Raw genomic sequence first — 23,255 nt, 5'->3', positions numbered from 1 at the left:
GAGATTAGACCAAGCAGGGAAGGCGCAGGAAAGGGGAACCTGTATGGAGCAGGAAGAAGAGAAATCGGTACGCACGTGGTCCAATGAATCCTATCGTTATCCAAGAAGTTCGTCAACGCGGCGGTATCTAGTTTCGGCGCTGGTTGGCGTCGTGATCTTATATGCGCTGTTTTTTGTGCGGCTGCCTTATTTTATTTTCATGCCGGGCACCGCAGAGGAAATTAAGCCGATGGTCACGATTCCGAAGAGTCAGGGCACAGAACAAGGCACACTGATGCTCACAACGGTTCGTGTGGCCGATGCCAATTTGATGAGCTATTTGGTCGGACTTGTGCACCCGTATGAAGAGATAGAACCCAAGACAAGTGTGCTGCAAAAAGGGGAGTCCGAGCAGGAGTATTCCCAGCGGCAGGAATATGTTATGCTGACCTCACAGGCCAGTGCGATTCAAGCGGCCTATAAAGAGGCGAAAGTGCCGTACCACATTGAGCATGAAGGTGTGATGGTGCTCCAGACCGTAGCCGGCCTGTCAGGCGAGAAATCGCTCAAGCCGGGCGATGTGCTGCTCAAGGCGGACGCGAGAGACATCAAAGTCTCACAGGACCTCCTGGACGCTTTAAAAGGCAAAAAAGCCGGCGACACGGTGGCCATCTCCTTCAAACGTAACAAAGTGGAGCAGCAGGCGACGCTGGCGCTGGGTACGCTCCCTCAGCAAGCCGGTGAGACCGGGACGCCGCGGGCAGGCATCGGTGTCGTTCCGGCCGATATGCAGTCCGTCAAGGCGGAGTCTGCGGATCAGCAGGTGGAGATTAAAGCCGGTGAGATCGGCGGTCCTTCCGCAGGCTTGATGTTCTCACTGGAGATCTACAACCAGCTTATTCCGGAAGACATTACAAAAGGCTATCGCATCGCGGGCACAGGCACGATTGAAGCAGACGGCACCGTAGGGCCAATCGGCGGTATTCAGCACAAGATTATTGCGGCAGACCGCGAGAAGGCGGATATCTTTTTCGCTCCCAAAAACATGACGTACCCCGACGGCACGAAAATCAACAACTATGATGACGCCGTCAAGAGAGCGAAGCAAATCAAGACCAAAATGAAGGTTGTTGAGATCGGCACGATGGAGGAAGCGATCAAGTATCTAGCAGATTTGCCTCCCAAATCGGAACAAACTACCAAGTAGCCGATATTTTAAATTGACAAAACCTATGTAGAATGGATATAATAATTTTTGTTTGTTTGGGGTGAAAAATATGCATTTTCGTTTTAAAGAGCTGGCGCTGAAAACGAATCGAAAACAATTGAGCGAAGTATTGGACTTGAACGAGCCTTTTGAAGGTCGCCAGGACATTCTGAGCCATGGACCGATTCGGGCCGATCTTCATGCCGAGTATGAAGACGGGCAGGTAAGAGTTAACGGCACGTTAACGGTAGACGCAGAGTTAAGCTGTTCCCGATGCTTATCGCACACGAACCAAACAATCGTACTTCCGTTCGAGGAAGTCTTTATGCAGAAACCGGAAGAGGAAGATCCCGATCTTGACGAGGATATTCATCTGGTGGTGGGAGATAAAGTGGAACTAGAGCCTTACGTTATAGAGAATGTAGTGGTCGGATTGCCTTACATACCACTTTGTGACGAAGCGTGCAAAGGTCTCTGTCCCGTGTGCGGGGGAAACCGCAATCAACAAGATTGCGGCTGCAAGGTGGAGAAGATCGATCCTCGGCTTGCAGGTCTCGCGGACTTTTTTAACAAAGAATAGGTAACACGCACACCCGATATTCGATGAAGGAGGTGTTTTGAATATGGCAGTACCTCAAAGAAGAACGTCCAAAACTCGTCGCGACAAGCGCCGTAATCACTTCAGACTGGAAGTTCCAGGCATGGTGAAATGTGAACAATGTGGAGAGCTGAAGCTGGCGCACCGCGTGTGCAAGTCTTGCGGATCTTACAAAGGCAGAGAGATCGTAAAAGCATAAGTTTTGACATAGTACTTCATCCTAGTGTGAGGTGCTATTTTTTTTGCTTTCTTTTTGAACTCAAATTTAATATACTACAGTTTAGTATCTGGTAATAAGACGAGATCTCACGAGAAGGTGGTGCTCACCATCGAACGACTTCCGAAACGGCAGCGGCAGCAGCGGTTGCTGCAGGCCATTGAAGCGAATCCGTTTATGACGGATGAGGAGTTGATGCGGACGTTTGGGGTAAGTATCCAGACCGTTCGCTTGGATCGATTAGAACTGGGCATTCCCGAACTTCGGGAACGCATGAAGCATATGGCCGTCAAAACGTATGACCATGTGCGCTCGCTGCCGATTGATGAAGTCATTGGCGAAGTCATTGATTTGCAATTGGATCAAAGCGGGATTTCCATTTTTGAAATTAAGGAAGATCATATTTTCTCAAGAACGAAGATCGCCAGAGGACATCACATTTTTTCACAAGCCAATTCGCTTGCGGTAGCCGTGATCAACGATCCTATTGCGCTAACCGCTTCGGCAGACATACGCTTCATCCGTTCCGTCAAGCTGGGAGAAAAGTGCATCGCGAAAGCTTATGTACGTTCCGTTTCCAAAGGGAAGGCTAGAGTTGAGGTGTTCTCGTATGTGGGGGACGAAATGGTGTTCCGAGGCAATTTTGTGATCTTCCATTCCAAGAAAGAGAAAGAACATCTAGACAGGGAGGACAAGCTGCATGCGGATTGCGATTGATGCAATGGGCGGCGATCATGCGCCTAAAGTCGTCGTGGAGGGTGCTATCGCGGCAGCCAAAGAGTGGAACGACGTACATATTATCCTGGTCGGCAATCAGGCGGCGATCGAATCGCATATGACGGAAAAACCGGCAAACATCACGATTCGGCACGCCGAGGAAGTGATTGAAGCTGACGATGAGCCGGTCAAAGCCGTACGGCGAAAAAAAGACGCGTCGATGGTCGTGGCGGGCAAACTGGTTCGCGAGAAAGAAGCCGAGGCGATGATTTCGGCGGGCAATACGGGCGCCTTGATGACGACGGGACTGCTCGTCGTAGGCCGGATTCCCGGCATTGAGCGGCCGGCGCTGGCCCCGATGCTGCCTACGATGGATGGAAGCGGCGTGCTGGCGCTCGACTTGGGCGCGAACATGGATGCGACGCCGGAGCAGCTGCTGCAATACGCGATTATGGGCAGCATTTACCGTGCAAAGGTGCATGGCATCGCTAAGCCGCGCGTAGGACTTTTGAACGTAGGCACCGAGGCTGCCAAAGGGAATGAATTGACGAAAGCGGCATATCCTTTAATGGAACAAGCCCCTATCGAATTCGTGGGCAATATCGAATCGTCGCAGGTCCTGAAGGCGTCATGCGATGTGATTGTCTGCGATGGCTTCGCCGGCAACATTATGCTCAAAACGTTGGAGGGCGCGGCTTCGGCTATCTTTTCAGCGCTTAAGCAAGAGTTTACGAAGACGCTGTTCTCGAAACTGGCTGCGGCGATTTTGAAACCGGGACTAACCAAGTTCCGTAAAAAGATGGATTACACCGAGCATGGCGCAGCGCCGTTCCTTGGTTTGGACGGACTCGTGCTGAAGAGCCATGGCTCTTCGGACGCCAATGCCATCTATAACGCTGTGCGTCAAGCGAGAATTGCTTTGCAAAAAGATTTGGTCGGCACTATTTCTGCCGAAATCAGCCGCGGGAAGCGAGATATGGAATCATGAGCCTAATACCAGTGGGTGTACTCGGTACCGGCAAATATGTGCCGGACCGCATTTTGACGAATAAAGAGCTGGAATCGATGGTCGAGACGAATGACGAGTGGATCGTGACGCGTACGGGCATCCGCGAGAGACGGATCGCGGCCGACAACCAGGCGACGTCCGACTTGTGCTATGAAGCGGCGCTCAAAGCGCTGGACAGCGCAGGCATTACGGCCGATCAGCTCGATCTGATCATCGTCGCGACGATCACGCCGGACATGGCGTTCCCCTCGACGGCCTGCATTTTGCAAGAGAAGCTTGGGGCGAAGAAAGCGGCAGCTTTCGATTTGTCTGCGGCGTGCTCGGGCTTTGTCTACGGGCTCGCGAACGCAACAAACTTCATTTCGACCGGCATGTACAAATATGCGCTGGTTATCGGTGCAGATAGTCTCTCCAAAATTACGGATTATACCGACCGCAATACGTGCATTTTGTTCGGCGACGGCGCAGGCGCCGTTGTGATCGGACAAGTTCCGGAAGGCCGCGGCTTCCAGTCGTTTGAACTGGGCGCTGATGGGACGGGCGGTCCGCTGCTTAAAATCGAAGGGGGCGGCTCACGCAACCCGGCTTCGCATACTTCGGTAGATCAGCGTCTGCATTACATCTACATGGCCGGCGCCGAGGTATTCAAATTCGCGGTCCGGATTATGGGGAACGCAGCGGACGAAGCGCTTCGCAAAGCCGGGTGGGACAAGTCGGACATCGACTTGCTTGTGCCGCATCAAGCGAATACGCGAATTATTCAATCTTCCCTGAACCGCTTGGAATTATCGGAAGATAAATGTATGATCAACATTGACAAATATGGCAACATGTCGGCGGCCTCCATCCCGGTGGCGCTGGCCGAGGCTGTCGAACAGGGCAGGCTTCAAGAAGGCGACCGCGTCGTGCTGGTTGGCTTTGGCGGCGGATTGACGTGGGGCGCATCAGCCATTGTGTGGTAGCGTACGGATTACATTAACGACAATCGTGGAAGGGGATCCTTTTCTCGTATGGGTAAAATTGCATTTGTATTTCCTGGACAAGGTTCGCAGTCCGTGGGCATGGGGAAAGATTTGTACGATGCCCAGCCTGCGGCGAAGGCTTATTTTAACCGCGCGGACGAAGCGCTGGGGTTCGCATTGTCCGAGGTGATTTTTCAGGGGCCTGACGACCAGCTGAAAATCACCTATAATACGCAGCCGGCCCTCCTTACAACAAGCATCGCTTGTTTGGAGGCGTTCAAGGCTGCGGGCATCTCGCCCGACTATGTCGCGGGACATAGTCTCGGCGAATACAGCGCGCTCGTCGCGGCGGGCGCGCTCGGGTTCGAAGACGCGGTCCGCACCGTGCGGGCCCGCGGCGAGTTCATGGAGCAGGCCGTCCCCGGCGGCCTGGGCGCCATGGCCGCCGTGCTGGGGGCCGAGCGCGAAGCGCTGGCAGCCCTGTGCACGGCGATTACCGAAGGCGGCTCCGTCGTGGAGCTCGCCAATGTGAACTGCCCGGGACAGATCGTCGTCTCGGGCAGCAAAGAAGGCGTGGCAGCGGTCGTCGAGCGCTGCAAAGAAGCGGGCGCGAAGCGCGCGATACCTCTCGAAGTGAGCGGGCCGTTTCATTCGTCGCTCATGAAGCCGGCCTCCGAGCGGCTGGCTAGCGTGCTGGCTGCGGTGGACATGCAGCCTGCAGCGGTGCCGGTCGTCGCGAACGTAACGGCGCGCGAGGTCACGCAGCCGGAGGAAATCCGGGGGCTGCTTGTGGAGCAAGTGTATTCCCCTGTATTATGGGAAGACACCATTGCGTACTTGATCCGCGAAGGCGTCGATACCTTTATCGAGCTGGGCTCGGGTACGGTGCTTGCCGGACTGATCAAGAAGGTCGACAAATCCGTCAAAACGGTCTCGATCGGCAGTCTGGAAGCGCTGAACAAGTATTTGGAGGTGGAGCAGCATGTTAACGGGTAAAGTAGCGTTAGTCACTGGCGCATCCCGCGGCATCGGCCGTGCGATTGCGCTGCATTTGGTAGAGCATGGGGCGGACGTCGTTGTGAACTACGCAGGCAGCGAAGGAGCGGCTAGCGAGGTTGTGGCCGCGATTGAAGCGATGGGCCGCAAGGCGATCAAGCTGCGCGCCGATGTCAGCTCCTATCAGGAATCCGAAGATTTGGTCAAGCAAACGATAGAAACATTTGGCAAAATCGATATTCTTGTGAATAATGCGGGCATAACGAGAGACAATCTAATCATGCGTATGAAGGAAGAAGAGTTCGATCAAGTGATCGCGACAAATCTGAAAGGCGTATTTAACTGCGTTAAGGCGGTTACACGTCCGATGATGAAGCAGCGCTCCGGTCGAATTATCAATATATCTTCTGTAGTCGGCGTGCTCGGCAACCCGGGTCAGGCCAACTATGTAGCAGCCAAAGCAGGCGTCATCGGGCTCACGAAGGCGACGGCGAAGGAACTTGCTTCCCGTGGCATTACCGTGAATGCGGTGGCTCCGGGCTTTATTGAAACGGACATGACCGACAAGCTGTCTTCCGAACTCAAGGAACAAATGCTGAAAGGCATTCCGCTGGAGCGCCTTGGGCAGCCGGAGGAGATTGCGAAGGTTGTCCGCTTCTTGGCTTCCGATGACGCTTCCTACATGACAGGGCAAACGCTGCATGTGGATGGCGGCATGTACATGTAAAAAAGCGAAATGAGAATCTGCAAATTTGCCTACTGGCAATCTGTCAAAGATTCTCGTATAATACCAAAGAGGAGGTGAACCGGATGTCCGACGTATTGGATCGTGTTAAACGAATTGTAGTCGATCGTCTAGGGGTTGATGAATCTGAAGTCACCCTCGAAGCATCTTTCAAAGAAGATCTAGGTGCTGATTCTCTCGATGTAGTGGAATTGGTAATGGAATTAGAAGATGAATTCGATTTAGAAATTTCCGATGAAGACGCTGAGAAGATTACGACAGTAGGAGAAGTTACGAATTACATAAAATCTCATACGTAATAGTCTGCCGAGTCCCGTTCCTAATCAAGACGGGACTTCTCTCCATTCTCAGCATGAATAATAATAATGTCTCACTACATAGAAGGATGGTACAAATGAACAGAGTTGTCATTACAGGTATGGGCGTTGTGACGGCCCTCGGTCAAGATTTGGATACATTCTGGGGTAATTTGACTTCCGGCAAATCCGGCGTAAGCCGCATTGAGAATTTTGATGTCAGCGAATACCCGACGCAGATTGCGGCGGAAATTAAAGATTTTAATATCGAAAATTACGTAGACCGTAAAGAAGCGCGCCGTATGGACCGTTTCGTACAGTTTGCTGTTGCAGGCGCACTGAACGCCTTAAAAGATGCGAAGTTGAACGTTGCAGAAGATACGGATCCGGAACGCGTAGGCGTGTCCGTAGGTTCCGGAATCGGCGGTTTGGGCACATGGGAAGAGCAGCACCGCATTTTGCTGGAAAAAGGACCGAAACGCGTTTCTCCGTTCTTTATTCCAATGATGATCGCGAACATGGCATCCGGCCAAGTGTCGATGATCACAGGAGCGAAAGGACCGAACTCGACAGCGGTTACGGCGTGCGCCACCGGCACGCATTCCATCGGCGATTCGTTCAAAATTTTGCAGCGCGGCGATGCCGATGTGATGATCTGCGGCGGCGCGGAAGCGACGATTACGCCAATCGGGGTTGCAGGCTTCTGCGCTTTGAGAGCGATGTCAACGCGCAACGAAGAGCCGACCAAGGCAAGCCGGCCGTTTGACGTCGACCGTGACGGTTTCGTGATGGGCGAGGGTGCAGGCATCCTCGTGCTGGAAACACTGGAACACGCGCAAAAACGCGGCGCGCGCATCTATGCGGAAGTGATCGGCTACGGCATGAGTGGTGACGCTTACCATATGACGGATCCGGATCCGGACGGCGCAGCGCGCTGCATGAAGCGGGCGATCAAGGACGCAGGCATCTCGCCGGAAGACGTGACCTACATCAACGCGCACGGTACCTCGACGCCGGTCGGTGACAAATCCGAAACGACGGCGATCAAGAAGACACTGGGCGAGTACGCTTCCAAAGTAGCGGTGTCCTCGACGAAATCGATGACTGGCCATCTGCTCGGTGCTGCCGGCGGCGTAGAAGCGGTCATCTGCGGGCTGACGATTGCCAACAACACCATCGCGCCGACCATCAATATCGACAATCAAGATCCGGAATGCGATCTGGATTACGTGCCGAACGTTGCGCGTGAAGCGAATGTAAAAATCGCGATGTCCAACTCCTTTGGCTTCGGCGGTCACAACGCAACGATCGTGCTCAAAAAGTTTGAAGCATAGTTTACCTTCCTGCGAAGAAAGATAACCCAATATCAGTCTCTCGGGGTGGTGATTCAAAGCAATGAACCGTGATATTAGAGAGCTGCAGAAAGCGATTCGCATAACTTTTCGGAGGTCGGATCTGCTAAGGCAGGCATTTACCCATTCATCTTACGTCAACGAGCATCGCATCGCGGGACATAAAGACAACGAGCGATTGGAGTTTCTGGGAGACGCCGTGCTGGAGTTGACGGTTTCGGAATTTTTATATGATTCATACCCGGGGCGTACAGAAGGCGAGTTAACGAAGCTAAGGGCTTCTATCGTGTGCGAGCCTTCGCTCGTGACGTTTGCGGAAGATTTGGATTTCGGCGCTTATGTGCTGTTGGGCAAAGGAGAAGAACTGACAGGCGGCCGCTCGAGACCGGCGCTGCTTGCGGACGTATTCGAATCGTTCGTCGGCGCGCTGTACCTCGATCAAGGGCTGGATGTGGTTAAATCGTTTCTGAAAACGCATGTATTCAGTAAACTGTCCACGGAAGGCAAGCTGCTCGTCATCGATTATAAAACGCAATTGCAAGAGTACGTGCAGCATCACAGCATGGGGACACTGGAATATCGCATCGTCAACGAGCGCGGGCCTGCGCACGAGCGCGAATTCGTCGCCGAGGTGCATATGGACAGTGAACTGCTCGGTACGGGAGCGGGTCGCTCCAAGAAAGAAGCGGAACAGCAGGCAGCGGCTGGCGCTCTGTCGAAGCTGAACGTGACGGTACAGAGATAGCGCGTGAGTTAGAGAAAGGGGCGGCTGCGGCCGCTTCTTTTATTTTTTCGCGCCTGCGGCTCTCTGCTTTTGCTAAGGGTTATGGTACAATACGGTTGAGGTGAGACCATGTTTTTGAAACGGATCGAGTTATCCGGGTTTAAATCTTTCGCAGACCGAACGGAACTGGAATTTGTTCGCGGGATTACCGCTGTTGTAGGTCCTAACGGGAGTGGAAAAAGCAATATCTCGGACGGGATCCGTTGGGTGCTCGGCGAGCAAAGCGCGAAGTCGCTGCGCGGTGGCAAGATGGAGGACGTCATCTTTGCCGGTAGCGATGCGCGGCGTGCTGTGAACTACGGGGAAGTGTCGTTGACGCTTGACAATGCCTCGCAATCATTGCCGCTGGACTTTTCGGAAGTGACGGTCACCCGGCGGGTGCATCGAAGCGGGGAAAGTGAGTATTTGATTAACAAGCAGCCTTGCCGTCTGAAAGATATTACCGAGCTTTTCATGGATACGGGGATCGGCAAAGAGGCGTATTCCATTATCGGACAAGGCCGGATTGAAGAGATTTTGAGTACGAAGTCTGAAGATCGCCGGGGTATTTTCGAGGAAGCTTCCGGTATTGTCAAGTATAAATCGCGCAAGCGCGAAGCGGAAAAGAAATTGAACGAAACGGAGCAGAATCTGCTGCGAATTCACGATTTGGTTTCGGAGCTGGAGGACCAGCTTGAGCCTTTGCGGGAGCAGGCGGAGAAGGCGACGCGCTATAAAGCGCTTCGTGAAACGCTGAAGAGCAATGAAATTTCGATGTATGTTCACCAAATCGAGCAGATTTACGCCTCGTGGAACGAAGCGAAAGCGCTTTTGGACAAGCTGACGCAGGAGCAGCTCGAGTTGTCGACGATTGTCAGCCAGCACGATGCCCAGCTGGAGAAGCACCGTTTGGAATCCCGCAGGCTGGAGGAAGAGCTGGAGACGCTCCAGGAAAGCTTGCTCACGCTGAGTGAAGAGTTCGAGAAGTGCGAGGGGCATGGTGAGGTTCTCAAGGAACGGAAGAAGAACTATGCTGCGAACCATCAACAGTTGAACAGCACGATTGCGCAGCAGGAGCAGCGGAAGCAGGATAAAGAAGCCGAACTGAACGAGCATCGGGAGAAAATTATCCAGATCGGTGCGCAGCTGTTTGAGTTCCAGGCTAAGCTGACGGCGGAAGAGCAGCGGTTGCAAGGCGTCAGCGGCGGGATCAACGCGTCGCCGGAAGAGCAGCTGAAGGGCGAACTGCTGGAGACGCTGAACAAAATGGCGCAGTCCCGCAACGAGATTCGCTATGCGGAGCAGCAGATGGAATCGATCTCCCGGCGGCTGGAGCGGCTGGACGACGAGCGGCAGAAGTGGGCCGGTCAGCGGGAGCAGATCGTGCTTCGCAGACAGGAGCTGACAGATAAGCTCGAAGCGACTGTCCGCGAGATCGAAGAAGCGCGCCTGCAGTACGTCGCCATTACGCAAGCGCTAAAAACGAAGCAGGGCCTCTTGGACGATGCGCTCGGCATGGTGCGCAAGTGGGAGCAGAAGCTGGACAGCTTGATCTCCCGCCGCGACACGATGAAGGAAATGGCGAACGACTATGACGGCTTTATGCAAGGGGTCAAAGAAGTGCTCAAGGCCAAAACTCGCGGCGATCTGCGAGGCATTCGCGGGGCGGTGGCCGAACTCGTGAAGGTGCCTCAGCACGTGGAAATCGCGATTGAGACGGCGTTGGGCGCAGCGCTCCAGAATATCGTCGTCGAGACGGAAGAGGACGGGCGGGAAGCGATTGCATTCCTGAAGCGCCGGCAAATGGGACGGGCGACGTTCCTGCCGATGAATGTCATTCGCGGCCGCTCCATTTCGGAGCATGAGATTGGCACGCTCAAAGCGGGCCGTGGCTTCGTCGGCATTGCCGTCAATCTGGTTGAGTTTGATAGCAAGTATCACAATATTTTCTCCAGTTTGCTCGGGAATGTCGTGGTGGCGCAGACGTTGGAGGATGCGAACCATATTGCAGCGAAAGCGCAGTACCGCTACCGTGTCGTGACGCTCGAGGGTGACGTTGTGAATCCCGGCGGCTCGATGACAGGGGGAAGCTTGCAGAAAAAAACGGCGAATCTCCTGGGACGTCAGCGCCAAGTCGAAGAGTTGGACACGGAGATTAAGAGCTCCGAAACGCAGCTCGGCGGCTTGCGCGCTCAGACGACACAGCTTAAGCGCGAAATCACCGAAGAGATGATGAAAGTGGAGCAGCTTCGCCAGCAAGGCGAGCAGCAGCGTATTACCGAGCAGCAAATCCGCGCCGAGTTGAATCCGCTCGAATCCGAGAGCCGTACCGTGGACGAGCAGCTGTCACTCGATAGCCAGGACCGGAATGCACTGATCGAGGAGCAAAAGGATTTTGCCCGAAAGAAGGAGGAAGCGGAAGCGGCGCTGGCGGAACTCCAGCAGGAAGAAGCTTCGCTTCAGCAGGCGATTCGGGATGCCGAAAGCTCGCGGAAAGCAAGCGAATCCGCCAAGGAGGAGCTGCAAGGCCAGCTCACGGATTTGAAAGTAAAAGTGGCGTCGATCACGCAGGAGAAGCATTCCTTGCAGGATCAGCAGCGCCGCTTGCAGACGGACTTGTCGGAAGCGGAACGGGAAATCGACGTGAACCGCGGCCTCATGCAGCAGTTGGAAGCAGATATGGCGGCGCTGGAGCTGGAAACCGTCGCGCAGATCGAGCTTTTGAACGACTTGAAGCTGCGGAAGCAGCAATGCTCGGAAAGCATCGATTTCAAGCGGGCGGAACGCGCTGACTGGCTGCTCAAGTTGGAGCAGGGCGAGAATGAGACCCGCACGCAGCGCACGCAGCTCAAACAAGTTGAGGAGAATCTTCGCCAAACGGAAGTGCGCGTCACGCGCCTTGATGTGGAGCTTGAGAATCTGCTCAAGAAGCTTGGCGAGGAGTACGAGCTCAGCTTCGAGCTGGCGAAGCAGCGCTATCCGGTGCCGGAAGACATTATCGGTACGCAAAATAAAGTGCGCGAGCTGAAGCGCGAAATCGCGTCGCTCGGCGAGGTAAACCTTGGTGCGATCGACGAGTTCGCACGGGTGTCCGAACGTTATGAGTTCCTCGCTGCGCAGAAGGACGATCTTATTGAAGCGAAGACGACACTGTATCAAGTCATACACGAGATCGATCAGGAAATGTCCAAACGGTTCAAAGCGACGTTCGATGCGATTCGCTCCCATTTCGGCGTCGTATTCGCCAAACTGTTCGGCGGCGGCCGGGCGGACCTGATTCTATCGGAACCGGACAACTTGCTTGACACCGGCATCGAAATCGTGGCGCAGCCGCCAGGCAAGAAGCTGCAAAACTTGCAGCTGCTCTCCGGGGGGGAACGCGCTTTGACCGCGATTGCGCTGCTGTTCTCGATCATTCGCGTGAAGCCGGTGCCGTTCTGCGTGCTGGACGAGGTCGAGGCGGCGCTGGATGAAGCGAATGTATCCCGCTTTGCGGAATATTTGCGAGAGTTCTCGGAAATGACGCAGTTTATCGTCGTTACCCACCGGAAAGGGACGATGGAAGAAGCGGATGTGCTGTACGGCGTCACGATGCAAGAAGGCGGCGTATCCAAGCTCGTATCGGTGCGTCTGGAAGATGAGGAAGCGGAAATGACTGCATCATAGGAGATTATTACGGGGACGGAAGCAGGAGGAGCTATGAGTTTTTTTAAAAGATTAAAGGAAAGCATCGCCGGGAAGGCAGAAGCCGTTACCAATAAGTTTAAGGAAGGTTTGGCGAAGACGCGGGATGCGTTTGTGGATCGGGTAGACGATCTGTTCTCCCGCCGCAAAAAGATCGACGAGGATTTCTATGAGGAACTGGAAGAAATTTTGATCGGTGCCGATGTTGGTGTGAATACGGTGCTTGCGCTGATCGACCAGCTGCGTGCAGAAGTCAAAAAGCGCAAGATCGAGGACCCGTCCGAGCTGCAGCCGATTTTATCCGAGAAGCTGATTGAATTGCTCAAAGGGGATCAGGATGCAGGGTTGAATCTGAACCCGAATGGCCTCACCGTCATCCTGTTCGTCGGCGTCAACGGCGTCGGTAAGACGACGACAATTGGCAAAATGGCGCACATGTTCAAGTCTCAAGGCAAAAAGGTACTCATGGCCGCGGGCGATACGTTCCGTGCCGGTGCGATCGAGCAGCTTGAGACATGGGGCACACGCGTAGGTGTCGACGTCATCAAACAGCAGTCCGGTGCAGATCCGGCGGCGGTCATGTATGATGCGGTGCAGGCGTCGAAGACGCGTGGCGTCGATATTTTGCTGTGCGATACCGCAGGACGCTTGCAGAACAAGGTTAACCTTATGGAAGAGCTGAACAAAATTTACCGCGTCATTCAACGCGAAATTCCGGATGCGCCGCATGAGGTTATCCTAGTGCTGGACGCGACGACCGGTCAGAACGCGCTGAGCCAAGCGAAGCTTTTTGGAGAAAAAGCTGGTTTAACGGGCCTTGTGCTATCCAAGCTGGACGGTACAGCCAAAGGCGGCATCGTCGTTGCGATTCGCCAGGAACTGAGTCTGCCGGTCAAATTCGTCGGTCTCGGCGAGAAAATGGATGATCTCCAGCCGTTCGATTCAGAGCAATTTGTGCATGCGTTATTTGGCAAATGGATGGGAGATTCCGCTGACAAGGTATAATGCTTGACATTCATTCTGGAATTCAGTATGATAGGTTCTGTTGTGCTGGTGTCAAGTGTGCAACCTTTACGGAGGTGGATCATGACGATCGATCAAATGCTTGAGAAAACGAATCGCGTCAACCTGCTGTTTGATTTTTATGAACCGCTTTTGACCGAGAAGCAGCGCACGTTTCTACAATTGTATTTCCATGATGATTATTCGCTCGGCGAAATTGCAGAGAATTTTGCGATCTCCCGCCAGGCGGTTTACGAGCATATTAAACGCGCTGAGACGACGCTGCTTGATTATGAGCAGAAGCTGCAGTTGCTACATAAGCATGAACAGCGAATGAAGCTTCGTGAGACGCTGTCGGAAGTGCTCGGTGACTGTGAGCCCGGGCTGCAAAGGAAAGCGGCGGAGCTTTTTGATACAATCGTTGGTATTGGTTAAATCCGTACTCACAGTCAGGAGGTGAAGCGCATGGCATTTGAAGGATTGGCGAACCGGTTGCAGAATGTTTTCGGCAAACTGCGAAGCAAAGGGAAGCTGACGGAAGAGGATGTAGGCGAAGCGCTTCGCGAAGTAAGGCTGGCACTGCTTGAAGCGGACGTTAACTTTAAAGTAGTGAAAGACTTTATTGCGAGAGTGAAAGAACAGGCGATCGGCCAAGAGGTGATGAAGTCTTTCACACCGGGCATGGTCGTCATCGATATCGTGAACAAGGAGCTTACCGCGCTGATGGGCGGCTCCCAGAGCAAGCTGGCGCGCTCCAATCGTCCGCCGACCGTCATTATGATGGCGGGTCTGCAAGGGGCGGGTAAGACGACAACGTCGGGCAAGCTCGCGAAAATGCTGCAAAAGCAAAATCACCGTCCGCTGATGGTGGCATGTGATATTTACCGCCCGGCTGCGATTAAGCAGCTTCAGGTGCTCGGCGAGCAGCTGAAAGTGCCGGTATTCGCGATGGGCGATCAGGTGAATCCGGTCGATATTGCGAAAGCGGGTCTTGAGCATGCGAAAGACAACGGGCACGATTACGTGATTATCGATACCGCGGGACGTCTGCACATCGATGAGAACTTGATGGACGAGCTCAAAAACGTACGATCTGCGACGAATCCGGATGAGATTCTGCTCGTCGTTGACGCGATGACCGGTCAAGACGCGGTCAATGTCGCGGAAAGTTTTCACCAACAGCTTGAGCTGACAGGTGTAGTGCTGACTAAGCTCGACGGCGATACGCGCGGCGGTGCCGCACTGTCCGTCAAAGCGGTTACGGGCTGCCCGATTAAGTTCGTGGCAAGCGGTGAGAAGATGGATGCGCTGGAGCCGTTTTTCCCGGATCGGATGGCATCCCGGATTCTCGGCATGGGCGACATGCTGACACTGATTGAGAAGGCGCAAGCCGGCATCGACATGGAGAAGGCGAAAGAGATGGAACGCAAAATGCGGACCGCCGAATTTACCTTCGAAGACTTCCTTGACCAGATGGAGCAAGTGAAGAAGATGGGGCCGCTGGATCAAATTCTGGAGATGCTTCCTGGTGCCAACAAGATCAAAGGCATGAAGGACATGAAGGTTGACGATAAGCAAATGGCGCGCGTCGAAGCGATTGTGAAATCAATGACGACGGAAGAGAAGCGTAAGCCTGAACTGCTCAATCCTTCCCGCCGCAAGCGGATCGCGCTCGGCAGCGGCAACTCCGTGCAGGAAGTGAACCGGTTCATCAAGCAGTTCGAAGATATGCGCAAAATGATGAAGCAGTTCTCCGGCATGATGGGGCCGAAAGGTGCCAAAAACCTGAAGAAGCTTGGTAAAGGAAAAGGTTTTAAATTTCCTTTTTAATACAAACTTAATCCTATGTAGGAGGTGAATTTTACAATGGCAGTACGTATTCGTCTTAAACGTGTTGGTGCTCACAAAGCGCCTTTCTACCGTGTGGTGGTTTCGGATTCCCGTTCCCCGCGTGACGGTCGTTTTATCGAAGAAATCGGAACTTATAACCCAATTGCTCAACCAGCAGCTGTAGTTCTTGATGAGGAGAAAGCGCTGAAATGGCTTCAAACTGGCGCTCAACCGTCCGATACAGTTCGCAGCCTGTTCTCTAAAGCAGGTTTGATGACTAAATTTCACGAGCTGAAATTACAGAAGTAATTTGTTATCTTTCGGAGGGTGGTTTTCATGAAGGATCTTATCACCGTAATTGCTAAGGCTCTTGTTGATCATCCGGAAGAAGTGCGTGTTACAGCGGTGGAGAAAGACGACAAGATCGAATACCGGCTTTCGGTTCATCCTGACGATGTCGGGAAAGTGATCGGCAAGCAAGGGAAGATTGCGAAATCGCTCCGCACTGTGGTTACGTCAGCAGCAGTGAAAGAAACGAAACGGGTTTCCGTTGAGATTGTGTCATAAGAAGTAAGGTTAGGATCTCGCTCCTAGCCTTTTTCTTATATAGCCAAGTAGGAAATTATAGTGGAGGTTGGGCAGGGGTCATGACGGAATCACTTAAAACAGTAGGCAAAATCGTAAACAGCCACGGTATCCGCGGCGAACTGAAGGTCGTGCCGGAGACTGATTTTCCGGAGCGATTTGATAAAGGCAGCGAACTGATTATTGTCGATGCGAAAAATGTGCAAACGCCGGTGACGGTGAAAACGTCCCGCTTACATAAAAATGTGTTTATCGTGCAGTTTGAACAGTTCTCCAACATCAACGATGTGGAGAAGTTCAAAGGCGCCCTGCTCAAAATCGAGGGCAAGCATCAGCAGCCGCTTGAAGAAGGCGAATATTATTACCACGAAATTATCGGCTGCAAAGTCGTGACCGAAGAGGGGCGTGAGCTTGGGGAAGTATCAGAGATCTTGACGCCCGGCGCGAACGATGTGTGGGTAGTCTCCTTAGGGAAAGGCAAGGAGCTGCTGCTTCCGGTCATCGATGAGGTCGTGCTTGACGTGGATGTGCCGAATAAGACAATTCGGATTCATCTGATGGAAGGATTAATGGAATGAAAATCGATGTATTGACGCTGTTTCCCGAAATGTTTGAGGGGGTATTCTCGTCCAGCATTTTGGGCAAAGCGCGCGACAAAGGCATTGTTGAACTGAACACGGTGAACTTTCGCAATTATGCGAACAATAAGCACAATACGGTTGATGACTACCCATACGGTGGCGGGGGCGGCATGGTGCTAAAGCCGGAACCGATTTTCGGTGCGGTCGAAGATTTGCCGTTTGTAGCAGATGCCGAAGGAGTGCCTGTCAAGCCGCGGGTTATTCTCTTGTGTCCGCAAGGTGAAACGTTTACGCAGAAAAAGGCGGAAGAGCTGTCGACAGAGCAGCACCTGGTATTTATTTGCGGGCACTACGAGGGGTATGATGAACGCATCAGGCAGTATTTGGTGACGGATGAGCTATCCGTTGGGGATTATGTGCTTACTGGCGGGGAACTGCCCGCAATGGTGGTGATCGACAGCGTCGTCCGGCTGCTGCCGGGCGTGCTTGGCAACGAAATGTCGGCAGTGACGGATTCCTTTTCGACCGGACTGCTGGAATATCCGCATTATACGCGTCCAGCGAAGTTCAGGGACTGGGAGGTGCCTGACATGCTGCTGTCCGGCCATCATGAGAACGTGCGAAAGTGGCGGGCTCGGGAGTCGCTGATCCGTACGTTGGAGCGCAGGCCGGACTTGCTCGAGGGCCGGGAGTTCTCCAAGCAAGAGAAGGCGTGGCTTGCAGAATGGGAAAAAGAGAAAGCTGCAAAGGCTAAGCAAGCGGAATAAATCTGTTAATAGATTTCTCTATTGCTATTATGATTCGCCTATGCTAATATATATTTTGTTGTGGATTTTTCCGCAATGTTTGAGTCCGGTGGTCCTCTACGCATCGCAACTAGGAGTATACATGATGAATTGGCGGAATGAACACCTGTGTGGAAGGAGGGAGTCAACTATGAATCTTATTCAAGAGATTACTAAAGAGCAGCTTCGTTCGGATATTCCAAGTTTCCGTCCAGGCGACACTCTGAAAGTACACGTAAAAGTTATCGAGGGTTCGCGTGAGCGTATCCAGCTGTTCGAAGGTGTTGTTATCAAACGTCACGGCGGCGGGATCAGCGAAACGTTTACTGTTCGTAAAATTTCTTACGGTGTTGGTGTGGAAAGAACTTTCCCACTGCATTCTCCAAGACTTGAGAAAATCGAAGTGGCTCGCCGTGGTAAAGTTCGTCGTGCGAAACTTTATTACCTGCGCGGTCTGCGCGGTAAAGCAGCTAGAATTAAAGAAATTCGATAAGAAAAATGGGGGGCTTGTTCGCAAGTCTCCTTTTCATTTTTTGGGTCTTTGACAGGGAAGCCCGGCGTCCTTGTTGTACATACTAGCAGTAATGTGAACGCAACTATCACCTTATCTGGAAGCGAGGCAGTCCGTGATGGAACAAAACGAGCATTTGCAGCAAACGAACCAGCCGGCATCCGCGGTCGAAGCGAAACCGGCGGCAGCCAAGAACGAGACGTGGGAATGGATTAAAGCGTTAATCATTGCAGGTGTGCTGGTTATTATTATTCGTTGGTTGTTGTTTTCGCCATTTATTGTGGACGGGGATTCCATGCATCCGAACTTCTTTACCGGCGAACGACTGATCGTCAACAAAATTTTGTATGATGTGCGCGATCCGAAGCGCGGCGAAGTGATTGTATTTCATGCGCCGGAAGGCAAAGATTATATCAAACGCGTCATTGCGCTCCCTGGCGAGACGGTGAAAGTAGCGGGAGATAAGGTGTACATTAACGGCGAGGAGCTATCGGAACCCTACATTCAATCCGCCATCGATCAAGCGGTGAAGGAGGGTCACCCCTACAACACGCTGAAAGATTTCCCGGAAACGAAGGTGCCGGAAGGCGAGCTTTTCGCGATGGGGGACAACCGTCCGAACTCGAAAGACAGCCGAACAAGCAGTGTGGGATTTGTACCGTTTAAAAAAATTGTCGGCCGGGCTGAAGTCATTTTCTGGCCGCTGAACAAAATCAGTTGGATACATTTCTGAGGTGAATAACGTATGACCATTCAATGGTTTCCGGGGCATATGACCAAGGCTCGCAGGCAAATCGAGGAAAAGCTCAAGCTGATCGATGTTGTGATCGAGCTCTTGGACGCCCGCATCCCGCTGTCCAGCCGGAACCCGATGGTGGATGAGATTCTGCATGGCAAGCCAAGGCTTGTACTGCTGAATAAATCGGACTTGGCCGACCCGAAGGTAACGGCTGAGTGGGTGAACTACTTTGCAGATCAAGGCCATCCGGCGCTGCCGATCGATGCGGCTTCGGGGACGAACGTGAAAGAGATTTTGCCGCGGGTCAAGCAGCTGTGGGCGCACAAAATTGAGAGCCAGCTTCGCAAAGGCATCAATCCCCGCGCGGTTCGCGCGTTGATCGTCGGGATTCCGAACGTCGGCAAATCCACGCTTATCAATCAGCTCGCAGGTAAGAAAATCGCCGCAACTGGAGACAAGCCGGGTGTAACAAAGGGCCAGCAGTGGATTAAAGTTGGTACGGAGATGGACCTGCTCGATACGCCAGGGATTTTGTGGCCGAAGTTTGAGGATCAAATGGTAGGCAAACGTCTTGCGGCGACTGGCGCGATCAAGGAAGAGCTGCTGCATTTGGATGAAATTGCGCTTTTCGTGATCACGTATATGGTGGAGCAATACGGTGCAGGCTTGCAAGAACGCTTTGGAGGCATTGAGCTACCGGAGGACATGGAAGATGTGCAAGAGATGGTCAAAGTGATGGAAGCGATCGGACGCAAGCGCGGCGCGATTGTCTCCGGTGGCCGGGTTGATCTCGACAAAGCTTCGCTGATCATTATTCGGGATTTGCGAGCTGGGAAGTTGGGGCGGATTTCGCTCGAAAAGCCATAGTTAGATGTAGGGGAAGAACCCAAGGCGGAGACTTTGGGTTCTTTGTTTTTTATACATAAAGATTGTGTTCAAAAGTCGGGTTTTTAGCACCGAGAAGATTGCGAAATCCCAGGATAAACGGCCTTGCCGTCTTATTAAAGACGGCACCCGAGACGACTTATTGAACTTCCTCCTAAAAATGGTATGGCTTGCTTTGGTACTCATCCTATATAATGGGGAAACGGAAAGGGGAGAGACCGGTGCTGGAGTATGAGAAAGATGTGTGGTTGCAAGGATTCGACCTGATCGCGGGCATAGATGAGGTTGGCCGTGGTTGCTTGTTCGGAGATGTTGTGGCGGCGGCTGTGATTTTGCCGAAGGGGCACGTGCTGGAGGGCGTGAATGACTCCAAGAAGCTGTCCGAGAAAAAGCGAGAAGCTTTGTATGCGCAGATTATGCAGGAGGCGCTCGCGGTCGGTGTCGGCGTTGTCGATGTGGAAGGAATCGAGATCTTAAATATAAAGCAGGCGGCGCGCCTTGCAATGAAACAGGCGGTGGAACAGTTGGGGCTGAAGCCGGACTATTTATTGGTTGACGCGGAGAAGGTCGATCTGGAGCTGCCGCAGACGGCGATTACACACGGGGATGCGTTAAGCCAATCGATTGCCGCCGCTTCCATTATCGCGAAGGTGACGAGGGATCGCATGTGTGCTTCGTGGGACGAGATGTACCCCGAATATGGCATCGCTATACATAAAGGATACGGTACGAAACACCATAGGGAGATGCTGCTGCGCTACGGACCGACGCCGCTGCACCGCAACCTGTTTATCCGCAATATTATGGCGGAAGCGGAGAAAGAAGCGGAGAAGGCCGGGGAACAGCTCGAACTCGATATATTTGAAGTGTTATAACGAAATGCGAGGCGCTTGCCGATAACATACATAAGTGGACAAGTCGAGGTGAGCAGTATGAATATCAGCGGATTGATCCGAAGCTTGGTCGGCGATTTAACGGCCGCGGATTCCAAAACTTTGGAGCTCAAAGTCGGACAAATTGTCAAAGGGGTTGTCCTGCAGCTGTTGAGCGATCAGGAGGCAATGCTGAATATCGGCGGCGTCCAGGTGCGGGCGAAGCTCGAGACGCCTTTGAAACAAGGCGATGTCACGCTGCTGCAAGTTCAGCCTGAATCAAACGGTGGTCAAATTTTATTGAAGCCGCTTATGAACTCTAATGTGCAAATTTCCGAGGATTCGCTCGGGGATTTGCTGCAGGATTTTGAAGTGAAAGACAATCTGTCGACGCGGAACATGGTGCAGACGATGCAAAAGGAATCGGTGCCCGTGACGAAGGAGAATGTCCGGGCTTTTGAGCAGGTCATGCAGGCCGTTCCGGAAGGCGAGTCCAAAGATGCTTGGCTGGAAGCGGCTGTGCTGGCCGCGAAGAAAAATTTGCCGGTCACGCCGGCGACGGTTGCCGCGCTTAAGCAGGTCATCAGCGGGCCGCCGGCGGGGCAGGTGCTGGACCAGCTTGAACAGCAGGCTTCGGCGCTGATCGAGGCACAGCCGGACCATCCTGACGCGGAGATCGCGAAGCAGGTGGTCGTCGTGTTGAAGGAGCTGCGGACGGCTTCCGCAGCGGTGGAGCGGCAGTCTGCACGTGCGTTGAGCGAGGGTGCAGACGTTGGTGCTGCTCCGCCTCCTGCTGCGCAGGAGGCGGATGGTGGAGCCCCGCTGCTGCGCACGCGGGGCTCGGTTGAAGCGGCGCCTGTGCCACAGGCGCCGCATGGCAGCAGCGCCCCTGCGGGCGGCGCTGCGGGTGTTCCGCCCGCGGCTTCGCCGGCGGGCGAGGCTGTGCCTGCGGCTCCCACGCCGCCGCAGGAGGGGGCACCTGCCGCCTCGGCGAAGCCGGCGGCGGAACCGCAGGCCGCCCTCGCGCAGCGGGCGGCTGCGCCCGAGCCGGCTCCGTCGCGCAGCGCGGAGCCGCAGGCGCAGGGCGAACCCCGCGAAGCGGGTTCGCCGGAAGCGGCCTCGCCTCCTGCGAAGCGGGAGGCGGCGGCCCCGGCTGAGGCGCGCGGGCAAGCGCCTCACACGCAGCCCGCTGATCCGCCCGAAGGGAATTGGATCAGCAGGCTGCTCAAAGCCGTAGGCGTGGAGCACGAGAGTCATCTCGCCGCGAAGCTCGATGACAGGCTCACGTCCCGCCTGCCAGACAAGAATGGGGTTGATCTGAACGCTAACGCGCTTATCAACCCTGCGTCCGATCAACCGAATGAAGCCGTGAAACCGGCCGCAGCGGAGACGCTCAAGAGTCTGCTGCTGCAGCTAACGGCATCGGATGACACGCCGGCGCCGCTCAAGGAAGCCGCACAGCATGCATTGGGACAGATTACGGGGCAGCAACTGATGCTGACCAACGATAAAACGGCCATGTTCACACAGATGACGTTGTTCATCCCGTTCGTTAACGGAAGCGGGGAGCAGTCGGCTGCGATTCACATTCAGTCGCGGAAGGGCAGCCGCGGTCAAGTGGATGCCAATAACTGCCGTCTTTTGTTCGACTTGCAGATGAAAGCGATGGGCAATACGCTTGTGGACGTGGCGGTCGTCAATAAAATTGTCTCGCTGACGATTCATAATGATCATCCGGCTATCGGAGCGCTTATGGAGACATCGAAGAAGGAAATATCAGAGGCGCTAAACCGCGTCGGTTATCAGTTTATTTCGCTGAAATGCTCACCTTATCCGAAGCCTGTGGCAGCGGAAGCGGCTCCAGGGGACGGTGACTTGACAGGGCGTGCGGATTTGAGGTCCCTCTATCAACCGCTGACGTATAAAGGAGTCGATGTGCGCGCATGAAGTCCAACTCGGATAAGCCGCAGTCGCAGCCCGCGACGCCGATCAAAAAAGCTGTAGCCTTGAAATACGCGCCGGAAAAATCGAAAGCGCCGATCCTCGTTGCGAAAGGCAAGGGACAAGTGGCGGAATCGATTTTGCAGAAAGCGAAGGAAAACGGCATTCCGGTACAAGAGGACTCTTCCTTGGTCGAAGTATTGTCAAAGCTTGAGCTGGATCAGGAAATTCCGCCAGAGCTGTATCAGCTTGTAGCGGAGGTACTCAGTTTCATCTATCGGTCGGATGGGCGTATGCGGTCGATCGCCGGGAGGGGGGAGCCATAACGAATACCAAGAATGACCGCAGGACGTTAGGGAATCTTGGAGAAGCGATGGCTGCCGTTTATTTGCAAGAGCATGGCTGTCAAATCGTTGCTGCGAACTGGCGATGCCGTTCGGGTGAGATCGATCTCATTGCGCTTGAGCAGCAAACACTCCTCTTCGTCGAAGTGCGGACGCGGCGCGCGACCGGCAGATTTGGCAGCGCCGCTGAATCCGTCGATTTTCGCAAACAGACAAAGGTACGCGAAACTGCGCAAATGTATCTCCACTACAAACGTCAATACGAATGCCCCATTCGGTTCGACGTCGTGACGGTTGAGTTTTTCGCCGACAAAGAAGAGCCGGTGCTTACTCATATTAAAGGAGCCTTCTAACGCCAAGTATGTTGATCATTCTTGCGTCAGAAGGCTTCTTTGTTCACCATTGAGGTTTTCTTTGAGAGAAGCACGGGCAACAATCAAATAAATCATAGTAAACGGCAGTAACTGCAGGTAATTCCGGGTTGCCCCGATAAATATAAGTAAATTCAGATAATACCAGATAATACTCGGCAATACCCAGAAATACCCCATAAATACTCAGAAAAGTCTCCCCACAAAGCCTTCACAAAAGAATGCTCCCGCAGCCAACCCCCAAAGTCCAACTCCAACGTACAACGCCAACTCCCACAGCCAAC

The 23,255-nt window shown here is 53.6% G+C and carries 26 protein-coding genes; all 26 read left to right on the top strand.

The window, feature by feature from the left end; all coding sequences use genetic code 11:
• Positions 1-43 precede the first annotated feature (43 nt).
• The 26 genes from EJQ19_RS16225 (at position 44) to EJQ19_RS16100 (ending at position 22,953) form a co-directional block, all read left to right on the top strand.
• Complete coding sequence (locus EJQ19_RS16225; RefSeq protein WP_126142293.1) at positions 44-1,186, top strand: SepM family pheromone-processing serine protease; 1,143 nt, start codon at positions 44-46, stop codon at positions 1,184-1,186.
• Between the two features lie 70 nt (positions 1,187-1,256).
• Positions 1,257-1,766, top strand: coding sequence for a YceD family protein (locus EJQ19_RS16220; protein ID WP_126142292.1), 510 nt, complete (start codon positions 1,257-1,259; stop codon positions 1,764-1,766).
• Between the two features lie 43 nt (positions 1,767-1,809).
• Positions 1,810-1,983, top strand: a complete 174-nt coding sequence (rpmF, locus tag EJQ19_RS16215; protein ID WP_126142291.1) for a 50S ribosomal protein L32 — start codon at positions 1,810-1,812, stop codon at positions 1,981-1,983.
• A 117-nt stretch (positions 1,984-2,100) separates the two neighbouring features.
• Positions 2,101-2,718, top strand: a complete 618-nt coding sequence (gene fapR, locus EJQ19_RS16210) for a transcription factor FapR (protein WP_164716581.1) — start codon at positions 2,101-2,103, stop codon at positions 2,716-2,718.
• Entirely contained in the window at positions 2,702-3,706 is a 1,005-nt protein-coding gene (gene plsX / locus EJQ19_RS16205) for a phosphate acyltransferase PlsX (protein WP_126142289.1), read from the top strand. The genes fapR and plsX overlap by 17 nt, the downstream gene beginning before the upstream one ends.
• The gene (locus EJQ19_RS16200; RefSeq protein ID WP_126142288.1) at positions 3,703-4,689 is read left to right on the top strand and encodes a beta-ketoacyl-ACP synthase III; all 987 of its coding nucleotides are present in this window, start codon (positions 3,703-3,705) and stop codon (positions 4,687-4,689) included. The genes plsX and EJQ19_RS16200 overlap by 4 nt, the downstream gene beginning before the upstream one ends.
• Positions 4,690-4,737: 48 nt before the next feature.
• Positions 4,738-5,685 (top strand): ACP S-malonyltransferase, encoded by a 948-nt coding sequence (fabD, locus tag EJQ19_RS16195; protein WP_126142287.1) that lies wholly within the window; start codon positions 4,738-4,740, stop codon positions 5,683-5,685.
• Complete coding sequence (gene fabG, locus EJQ19_RS16190) at positions 5,672-6,412, top strand: 3-oxoacyl-[acyl-carrier-protein] reductase (protein ID WP_126142286.1); 741 nt, start codon at positions 5,672-5,674, stop codon at positions 6,410-6,412. The genes fabD and fabG overlap by 14 nt, the downstream gene beginning before the upstream one ends.
• An 83-nt stretch (positions 6,413-6,495) precedes the next feature.
• Positions 6,496-6,729, top strand: coding sequence for an acyl carrier protein (acpP, locus tag EJQ19_RS16185; RefSeq protein WP_126142285.1), 234 nt, complete (start codon positions 6,496-6,498; stop codon positions 6,727-6,729).
• Positions 6,730-6,824: 95 nt separating this feature from the next.
• The gene (gene fabF / locus EJQ19_RS16180; RefSeq protein ID WP_126142284.1) at positions 6,825-8,060 is read left to right on the top strand and encodes a beta-ketoacyl-ACP synthase II; all 1,236 of its coding nucleotides are present in this window, start codon (positions 6,825-6,827) and stop codon (positions 8,058-8,060) included.
• Between the two features lie 61 nt (positions 8,061-8,121).
• Positions 8,122-8,823 (top strand): ribonuclease III, encoded by a 702-nt coding sequence (gene rnc, locus EJQ19_RS16175; RefSeq protein WP_126142283.1) that lies wholly within the window; start codon positions 8,122-8,124, stop codon positions 8,821-8,823.
• A gap of 108 nt (positions 8,824-8,931) precedes the next feature.
• Positions 8,932-12,507 carry a chromosome segregation protein SMC gene (gene smc / locus EJQ19_RS16170; protein ID WP_126142282.1) on the top strand — a complete coding sequence of 1,192 codons (3,576 nt, stop codon included), beginning with the start codon at positions 8,932-8,934 and terminating at the stop codon, positions 12,505-12,507.
• A gap of 33 nt (positions 12,508-12,540) precedes the next feature.
• A complete protein-coding gene (gene ftsY / locus EJQ19_RS16165) occupies positions 12,541-13,530 on the top strand; it encodes a signal recognition particle-docking protein FtsY (protein WP_126142281.1) in 990 nt (329 codons plus the stop codon).
• An 81-nt stretch (positions 13,531-13,611) separates the two neighbouring features.
• Complete coding sequence (locus EJQ19_RS16160; RefSeq protein WP_126142280.1) at positions 13,612-13,962, top strand: putative DNA-binding protein; 351 nt, start codon at positions 13,612-13,614, stop codon at positions 13,960-13,962.
• A 30-nt stretch (positions 13,963-13,992) separates the two neighbouring features.
• Positions 13,993-15,357 carry a signal recognition particle protein gene (gene ffh / locus EJQ19_RS16155; protein WP_126142279.1) on the top strand — a complete coding sequence of 455 codons (1,365 nt, stop codon included), beginning with the start codon at positions 13,993-13,995 and terminating at the stop codon, positions 15,355-15,357.
• 36 nt (positions 15,358-15,393) lie between these two features.
• Positions 15,394-15,666, top strand: a complete 273-nt coding sequence (rpsP, locus tag EJQ19_RS16150) for a 30S ribosomal protein S16 (protein WP_126142278.1) — start codon at positions 15,394-15,396, stop codon at positions 15,664-15,666.
• A gap of 27 nt (positions 15,667-15,693) precedes the next feature.
• Positions 15,694-15,924 (top strand): KH domain-containing protein, encoded by a 231-nt coding sequence (locus EJQ19_RS16145; protein ID WP_126142277.1) that lies wholly within the window; start codon positions 15,694-15,696, stop codon positions 15,922-15,924.
• 80 nt (positions 15,925-16,004) lie between these two features.
• Positions 16,005-16,520, top strand: coding sequence for a ribosome maturation factor RimM (gene rimM, locus EJQ19_RS16140; RefSeq protein WP_126142276.1), 516 nt, complete (start codon positions 16,005-16,007; stop codon positions 16,518-16,520).
• Positions 16,517-17,290, top strand: a complete 774-nt coding sequence (trmD, locus tag EJQ19_RS16135; RefSeq protein WP_126142275.1) for a tRNA (guanosine(37)-N1)-methyltransferase TrmD — start codon at positions 16,517-16,519, stop codon at positions 17,288-17,290. The genes rimM and trmD overlap by 4 nt, the downstream gene beginning before the upstream one ends.
• A 169-nt stretch (positions 17,291-17,459) precedes the next feature.
• A complete protein-coding gene (gene rplS / locus EJQ19_RS16130) occupies positions 17,460-17,801 on the top strand; it encodes a 50S ribosomal protein L19 (protein ID WP_126142274.1) in 342 nt (113 codons plus the stop codon).
• Positions 17,802-17,937: 136 nt separating this feature from the next.
• Positions 17,938-18,552, top strand: a complete 615-nt coding sequence (gene lepB, locus EJQ19_RS16125; protein WP_126142273.1) for a signal peptidase I — start codon at positions 17,938-17,940, stop codon at positions 18,550-18,552.
• Positions 18,553-18,564: 12 nt separating this feature from the next.
• Complete coding sequence (gene ylqF / locus EJQ19_RS16120) at positions 18,565-19,425, top strand: ribosome biogenesis GTPase YlqF (RefSeq protein ID WP_126142272.1); 861 nt, start codon at positions 18,565-18,567, stop codon at positions 19,423-19,425.
• Positions 19,426-19,664: 239 nt separating this feature from the next.
• A complete protein-coding gene (locus EJQ19_RS16115; RefSeq protein ID WP_126142271.1) occupies positions 19,665-20,318 on the top strand; it encodes a ribonuclease HII in 654 nt (217 codons plus the stop codon).
• Between the two features lie 48 nt (positions 20,319-20,366).
• A complete protein-coding gene (locus EJQ19_RS16110) occupies positions 20,367-22,262 on the top strand; it encodes a hypothetical protein (protein WP_126142270.1) in 1,896 nt (631 codons plus the stop codon).
• Positions 22,259-22,582, top strand: a complete 324-nt coding sequence (locus EJQ19_RS16105) for an EscU/YscU/HrcU family type III secretion system export apparatus switch protein (protein WP_126142269.1) — start codon at positions 22,259-22,261, stop codon at positions 22,580-22,582. Before EJQ19_RS16110 ends, EJQ19_RS16105 begins: the two co-directional genes overlap by 4 nt.
• Positions 22,579-22,953, top strand: a complete 375-nt coding sequence (locus EJQ19_RS16100; protein ID WP_126142268.1) for a YraN family protein — start codon at positions 22,579-22,581, stop codon at positions 22,951-22,953. Before EJQ19_RS16105 ends, EJQ19_RS16100 begins: the two co-directional genes overlap by 4 nt.
• Positions 22,954-23,255: the final 302 nt, after the last annotated feature.

Origin of the sequence: Paenibacillus whitsoniae, assembly GCF_003955665.1 — a bacterium.
Lineage (GTDB): Bacteria > Bacillota > Bacilli > Paenibacillales > NBRC-103111 > Paenibacillus_E > Paenibacillus_E whitsoniae.
This window is presented reverse-complemented; position numbering and strand designations above follow the sequence as displayed.